Here is a 6,619-nt window from a genome sequence, read left to right on the forward strand (position 1 = left end):
TGGTTCATGGTAACCATGATACCAAGAGACATACAAGTTCCAATTACTTTAGTAATCGGCACATCCATCATGATTGCAATTTCACCAACTGTAACGAACTCTGTAACTTTAATAGTTTTACTTCCTTCGTCAAGTGCTCTTTGCTCATCATCAGATTTCTGACGGTGCGTTTCTCTTTTATCTCTTCTATATTTAGCCGCTTTAGATTTCCCTCCTTTACCTTGAAGTTTTTCAAGAGTTTCTCTAATTTGGTTTTTTACTTCTTCTTCAGTTGGCTCAACTTTAGCAACAATTGCAGGACGGTTTCCTTTTACAAAACCAGGTCTTTGGCTTCTGTTAGCATTATAACCTCCACCATTATTGTTTTGAGTTGGCTTATTTGAATTTGGTGTTCCAGGCGCATTTCCTGTAGCAGGTTTTGGCGCACCAGGAGTACCCGGTTTTGGACCAATTCTTTTACGCTTATTTTTATTATTTGCGTTATTGTTATTATTACCAACTCCAGGAGTTCCAGGTTTATTCTGAGCCGCTTTAGGATCTTCTTTCTTTTTCTTAGGCTTATTAAATTGAGATAAATCAATTGTCTGACCTGTAAGAGTTGTTCCAGTAAGCTTTTGGTATTGAGTAGTAATAGTTTCCTCTGAAGTTGTTGGATCAGTAGACACTATTGGCTCCTGCGCAACTTTAGATTCTGCTTTAACTTCTTTTTTCTCAGTAATAATAGGTTCTTCTTTTTTTGTTTCAGAAACAGGACTAGAAACAACTGGTTCAGATTTAACTGTTTCGTTTTGAACAGGTTTCTCTGGTTGCACAGGCGCAACAACAGCTTTTGGCTCTTCAACCTTAGCTGGTTCCTCAGAAGGAGTAACGGCAGGTTTTTTAGGATTCAAGTCAATTTTACCGACTTGTACAGGCCCCGAAACAACGGCTCTTGCTTTAATTATTTCTTGCTGTTTTTGACGCTCTTCTTCTTGTCTGCGTTTGTCTTCAATTTCTTTCTCACGTTCTACACGTAACGCTTCTTTTTCCTTTCTTTTTTCTTCTCCAACCTCTTTAGAAGCCTCCTTATTCCCCTTATCGCCCGCAAATTGGCTTTGAAGGATATTAAATTCACTATCAGAAATTTTTGCATTAGGATTTGCATCAATAGCAATTCCCTTATCTTTTAGATAATCTACAGCTCTTTCTAACGAAATATTTAATTCCCTTAAAACCTTATTTATTCTTATTACTCTCTCTTCAGACATATAACCTTTTTATTATTACCTTTTTCGTTGTGTGTTGTTAGAGCAGATGGTCAGCTATTGCCTAGCTATCAAACTCTTCTTTTAGTATCTTCATAACATCTAGAATTGTTTCCTCTTCTAGGTCTGTTCTTCTTACTAAATCTTCTACGTCGTGTTTCAAGATACTTTTTGCAGTATCCAAACCTATTTTTGCAAACTCTTCAATTACCCACTCTTCAATTTCATCTGAAAACTCTGTTAATTCAACATCATCTTCATCTGCAACAGTTCCAGCCACATCGCCTTCACGAATAACATCCAATTCATAACCTGTCAATTGACCAGCTAATTTGATATTGTGACCACCTCTACCAATTGCTTTAGAAACCTCTTCTAATTTCAAGAAAACTTCAGCTCTTTTGCTTTCTTCATCAATTTTAATAGAAGAAACTTTTGCAGGGCTTAATGCTCTTGTAATAAATAATTGAATATTGTTTGTATAGTTAATTACATCAATATTTTCATTTCCAAGCTCACGAACAATTCCGTGAATACGAGAACCTTTCATTCCCACACAAGCTCCAACTGGATCAATTCTATCATCATAAGAATCAACAGCTACTTTTGCTTTTTCACCTGGAATACGAACTACGTTTTTCACAGTAATCAATCCGTCGAAAACCTCTGGAATTTCTTGTTCAAATAATTTCTCTAAGAACTTTTCTGAAGTTCTAGACATAATAATTTGAGGTTTGTTTCCTTTCAATTCAACGCTTTCAATAATTCCGCGAACATTATCTCCTTTACGGAAAAAGTCAGATGGAATTTGCTTTTCTTTTGGAAGCACAATTTCATTTCCTTCATCATCAACTAAGATAACTACCCTTGGACGCACATGGTGCACTTCAGCTGTATAAATATCACCAATAATATCTTTAAATTGCTTATAAAGATTTGTATTATCGTGTTCGTGAATTTTAGATATTAGATTCTGACGAAGCGCTAAGATAGCTCTTCTTCCTAAATCAATCAACTTTACTTCTTCAGAAACTTCTTCACCTATTTCAAAATCCGCTTCAATTTTTCTTGCTTCAGTCAATGTAATTTCTTCATTTTCAAAATCAAGGTCTTCATCGGCAACAATTACTCTTCTTCTCCAGATTTCCATATCTCCTTTATCAGGATTTATAATGATATCGAAATTTTCATCTGAACCGTATTTTTTCTTTAATGCATTTCTAAATACGTCCTCTAAAATTGCCATAAGCGTTACACGATCAATAAGTTTATTATCTTTAAACTCTGAGAATGAATCGATTAATGCTAAATTTTCCATGCGAATTTTTTAATTAAAATTAAAATGTTACCGTAACAACTGCCTCTTTAATTTCTGTATAAGGTATTTGTTGCTCTTTTTGAACTGTTTCTTTTCCTTTTCCTACTTTTTTCGGTTCTCTTGCTTTCCAAGACAAAATTATGAAAACATCATTAGCTTCAACCAATTCTGCTTCAATTTTTTCTGTATTTGTGGTAACAATCAACGTTCTACCAACATTTTTTTTGTATTGTCTTACCATTTTCAGAGGTGTTCCTACTCCAACTGATGCTACTTCAAGCGAAAAATCCTGTTCTTCACGATCCAGATTATTTTCGATTGCACGACTGATATCAATACAGTCCTGCAGCGCCACTCCATTATCTCCGTCTAAACCGACACTAATTTTAAAAGAATCCGAAACAGCCAAATCAACCAAAAAGATTGATGGTTTTTCCAGAAGAGCTTCCGTAATTAATCCGTTTACTTTTTCTTTAAATGTCATAATTTTATAAAAAGAGGGGACACTTAGTCCCCTCATTATTTAGATTTTAATAAATAACAGTGCAAATATAGTGTTTTTTTTATAAATCAAATAAATTGATTGCTCTAAAATAATTTCTTATCTTTATAATAGCATTAAAACACAGAATTATTCATAATTTTTAACCCTCAAATCATGAAACGAATTTTAGTACCTACCGACTTCTCAGAACATGCAGAAGACGCTTTAAAAGTTGCCGCTCAAATCGCAAAAAAGAACAATTCTGAACTTATTCTTCTTCATATGCTTGAATTGCCACAGCAATCAAACGATGCCATAGTTGGCGGAACTAGCATCCCCGAAACTATGCTTTTTATGAAAAAAGCAAACGAAACACTTGATGAAATCGCCTCTAGAGAATACCTAGAAGGAATTCCGGTAACTGAAATTGTAAAAATGGACAAACCAATACACGGAATCACGCAAATAAGCAAAGATTACAATATTGATCTAATTATCATGGGATCTCACGGCTCTTCTGGCGTCGAAGAATTATTAATAGGCTCTAACACCGAAAAAGTAGTTAGAAATTCAGAAATCCCTGTTTTGGTCATCAAGAAAAACATTCCAAATTTTAATGCTTCTACTATTGTTTTCGCATCTGATTTTTCAGAAGAAGCAAAAAAACCTTTCGAAAAACTTTTAAATTTCACCAAACTATTTGATTCAAAAATACATTTAGTCACTATTTGCACTCCAAACAGTTTCAAACCAACTCATGTTAGCGAAAAAGCAATGGCCGATTTTGTTGCCGAATTTAACATTAACAACTATACTACTCAAATTTACAATGACACCAATATTGAAAAAGGAATCATTAATTTCTCTAACAGAATAAACGCCGATGTTATCGGAATGTGCACACATGGAAGAACTGGTTTCGCACATTTTTTCAATGGAAGCATCAGCGAAGGCTTGGTTAATCATGCCGTAAAACCTGTTATCACTTTAAAAATCTAACATTAATTTTAAAATACTCTCTTTAAAGCTTCTCAAACGAGAAGCTTTTTTTTTGCAAAAACAATAAAAAATTGAGCTTCTCAACAAAGCTTAACTGAGCCTTACAACAAAACAGCCAGCGTATATAATGCAGAAATTTGTCAAATAGAAAATCATTAAAAAACAACAACATGAAAACAATAGACAAAATTTACATTAATGGCGAATTTACAACTCCTAAAGGAACAGAATATTTTAATCTTATTAGCCCGACGACAAACAAAACACTCGGAAAAGTTCTTTTAGGAAACACCGAAGACACACAAAAAGCAATTGAAGCAGCCAAAAACGCTTTCAAAACTTTTTCAAAAACCACAACTTCGGAAAGAATCCAATACTTAAAAAACATTAAATCTTCTATCGAAAAAAGAAAAGACGATTTTATCAATGTTATGACGGAAGAATATGGCGGAACATTTCAATTTGCAAGCGTAAGCTACGATTATATGCTAAAAAGTTTTGACTCAGCCATCAACCTTCTTAACAACTACAACTTCATCAAAACAATGGGAGAATCCGAAGTCCAGATGAGCCCTATTGGTGTTGTTGGAATTATCATCCCTTGGAATTCAAGCAACGGATTTATATGCAGCAAACTTTCCACGGCAATTGCTGCCGGATGCACAACTGTAATCAAACCAAGTGAAATGAGTGCTCAGCAAACACAATTAATTACCGAATGTCTTCACGAAGCCAATCTTCCTAAAGGCGTATTCAACATTGTAAATGGTTTAGGAGAAATAGTTGGCGCCGAAATTAGCCAAAATCCAGATATCTCCAAAATCTCTTTTACAGGATCAACTAATGTTGGAAAAATCATAGCAAAAGAAGCCATCAACACCATGAAGCGAGTTACTCTTGAACTTGGCGGAAAATCTCCAAATATTATTTTAGACGATGCTGATCTCTCAAAAGCAATTCCACTCGCAATGAGCGCAGCGTTCATGAACAACGGGCAAGCTTGCATTGCTGGAACTAGACTATTGATTCCAGAAAACAAATTAGAAGAAACAAAACTTTTAATCAAAGAAACCGTTTCACACCTAATTGTTGGCGATCCTAAAAATCAAAATACCGCCATCGGACCAATGGTTAGCACAAAACAATACAATCGCGTTCAAGAATACATTCAGGCAGGAATTAACGAAGGAGCAGAAATATTGACTGGCGGACTAGGAAAACCCGAAGGATTAGAAAATGGAAATTTTGTTAAGCCAACTGTTTTTGCCAACGCAAACAATCAAATGCGTATTGCAAGAGAAGAAATATTCGGACCTGTTTTATCTGTTATTACATACAAAACGGAAGAAGAAGCAATCGAAATCGCCAATGACACCACTTACGGATTACAAGCTTACGTAAACTCTTCGGATTCTGAAAGAGCACACAGAGTAGCTTCGCAAATCAATGCAGGACGTGTACAAATAAACGGAATTGGTCACGACCCAATGGCTCCTTTCGGCGGATTTAAACAATCTGGAATTGGACGTGAATTTGGAACACTTGGACTAGAGGCTTATTTAGAACCTAGAGCATTAATTCAGCAAAAATAATCACCATCAATCTGGAAATCTTTAATCGCAAAGATTTCCAGATCTTTTAGTATTTTTACAATTATGAGCACCAAACCAAATACAAAGTCTAAAATTCTCTACTCGTGTTATTACTCACGCAGTCGCGAAGGCGAACATTTTATACCCGAACATGTTTTTAGCTATCAAATTTCTGGAGAAATGATTGCTTCCGATAGCAAAAACACTTTTCACACCAAACCAGGAGATTTTCGTTTTAGCAGAAGAAATCATTTAGCAAAGTTTACTAAAATTCCGCCCGAAGGAGGAGAATTCAAAACTATATCTCTTTTTCTTGATCAGGAAATTTTAAGAGAAATCAGCAAAGAATACAATTTAAAATCAGATAAAAAATCCGATTCAGAAGCTATGTTTTCATTAGTTCCTCACCCACTTTACAAATCTTTCATGGAATCGTTGATTTCTTACCTTGAGGTAGAACAAGAAAACAACGAGGCTTTATTCAATTTAAAAATTAAAGAAGCCATCCATCTTTTATTAAAAGTAAATCCAGAACTAAAAGATATTTTATTTGATTTTAACGAACCTGGCAAAATCGACTTAGAAGCTTTTATGAACAAAAACTTCCACTTTAATGTTCAAATGCATCGATTTGCTTATCTAACCGGAAGAAGTCTTGCCACATTCAAAAGAGATTTTCAAAAAGTATTTCAGCAAACGCCGGGAAAATGGCTTTTAAACAAAAGACTTCAAGAAGCTTATTATTTAATTAGCCAAGGAAATCTGCCATCAGACGTATATATTGGAGTTGGTTTTGAAGATCTCTCGCATTTTTCTTTTTCATTTAAAAAGAAATTTGGAATTGTCCCGTCGTCCTTAAACCACAAATAAAAACCAAAACAACTAAAAATCAATACCCTAATACAACAAGCTTTTATTTTAAATGTACACAATAAAAAAAGCCTCTCATTTCTGAGAGGCTTTTCTGTTGGTCTACTAGGAC

At 34.6% G+C, this 6,619-nt stretch carries 5 protein-coding genes and 1 pseudogene; 3 read left to right on the forward strand and 3 right to left on the reverse strand.

Annotated elements, in window-relative coordinates; translation table 11 throughout:
* The 3 genes and pseudogenes from B3J44_RS21490 to rimP all read right to left on the reverse strand — a co-directional run.
* Positions 1-1,247 (reverse strand): annotated as a pseudogene (locus tag B3J44_RS21490) (translation initiation factor IF-2); the annotation flags it as partial.
* A 61-nt stretch (positions 1,248-1,308) separates the two neighbouring features.
* Complete coding sequence (gene nusA, locus B3J44_RS21495; RefSeq protein ID WP_125722262.1) at positions 1,309-2,562, reverse strand: transcription termination factor NusA; 1,254 nt, start codon at positions 2,560-2,562, stop codon at positions 1,309-1,311.
* A 19-nt stretch (positions 2,563-2,581) separates the two neighbouring features.
* Positions 2,582-3,046, reverse strand: coding sequence for a ribosome assembly cofactor RimP (gene rimP, locus B3J44_RS21500; protein ID WP_260672502.1), 465 nt, complete (start codon positions 3,044-3,046; stop codon positions 2,582-2,584).
* 174 nt (positions 3,047-3,220) lie between these two features.
* Between rimP and B3J44_RS21505 the strand changes: the two genes are divergently transcribed.
* From B3J44_RS21505 to B3J44_RS21515, 3 genes are all read left to right on the forward strand, one after another.
* The gene (locus tag B3J44_RS21505) at positions 3,221-4,045 is read left to right on the forward strand and encodes a universal stress protein (protein WP_198854507.1); all 825 of its coding nucleotides are present in this window, start codon (positions 3,221-3,223) and stop codon (positions 4,043-4,045) included.
* A gap of 170 nt (positions 4,046-4,215) precedes the next feature.
* Entirely contained in the window at positions 4,216-5,637 is a 1,422-nt protein-coding gene (locus tag B3J44_RS21510) for an aldehyde dehydrogenase family protein (RefSeq protein WP_286971342.1), read from the forward strand.
* 63 nt (positions 5,638-5,700) lie between these two features.
* Positions 5,701-6,507: a helix-turn-helix domain-containing protein gene (locus B3J44_RS21515; RefSeq protein ID WP_286971343.1), complete on the forward strand. Its 807-nt coding sequence runs from the start codon at positions 5,701-5,703 to the stop codon at positions 6,505-6,507.
* Positions 6,508-6,619: the final 112 nt, after the last annotated feature.

Origin of the sequence: Flavobacterium sp. UBA4854 (assembly GCF_002399805.1) — a bacterium.
GTDB lineage: Bacteria > Bacteroidota > Bacteroidia > Flavobacteriales > Flavobacteriaceae > Flavobacterium > Flavobacterium ginsengisoli.

Bases quoted from the DNA above. Each gene is read 5' to 3' on its own strand.
- nusA (WP_125722262.1), bottom strand. From the start codon at position 2,562: ATGGAAAATTTAGCATTAATCGATTCATTCTCAGAGTTTAAAGATAAT.
- rimP (WP_260672502.1), bottom strand. From the start codon at position 3,046: ATGACATTTAAAGAAAAAGTAAACGGATTAATTACGGAAGCTCTTCTG.
- B3J44_RS21505 (WP_198854507.1), top strand. From the start codon at position 3,221: ATGAAACGAATTTTAGTACCTACCGACTTCTCAGAACATGCAGAAGAC.
- B3J44_RS21510 (WP_286971342.1), top strand. From the start codon at position 4,216: ATGAAAACAATAGACAAAATTTACATTAATGGCGAATTTACAACTCCT.
- B3J44_RS21515 (WP_286971343.1), top strand. From the start codon at position 5,701: ATGAGCACCAAACCAAATACAAAGTCTAAAATTCTCTACTCGTGTTAT.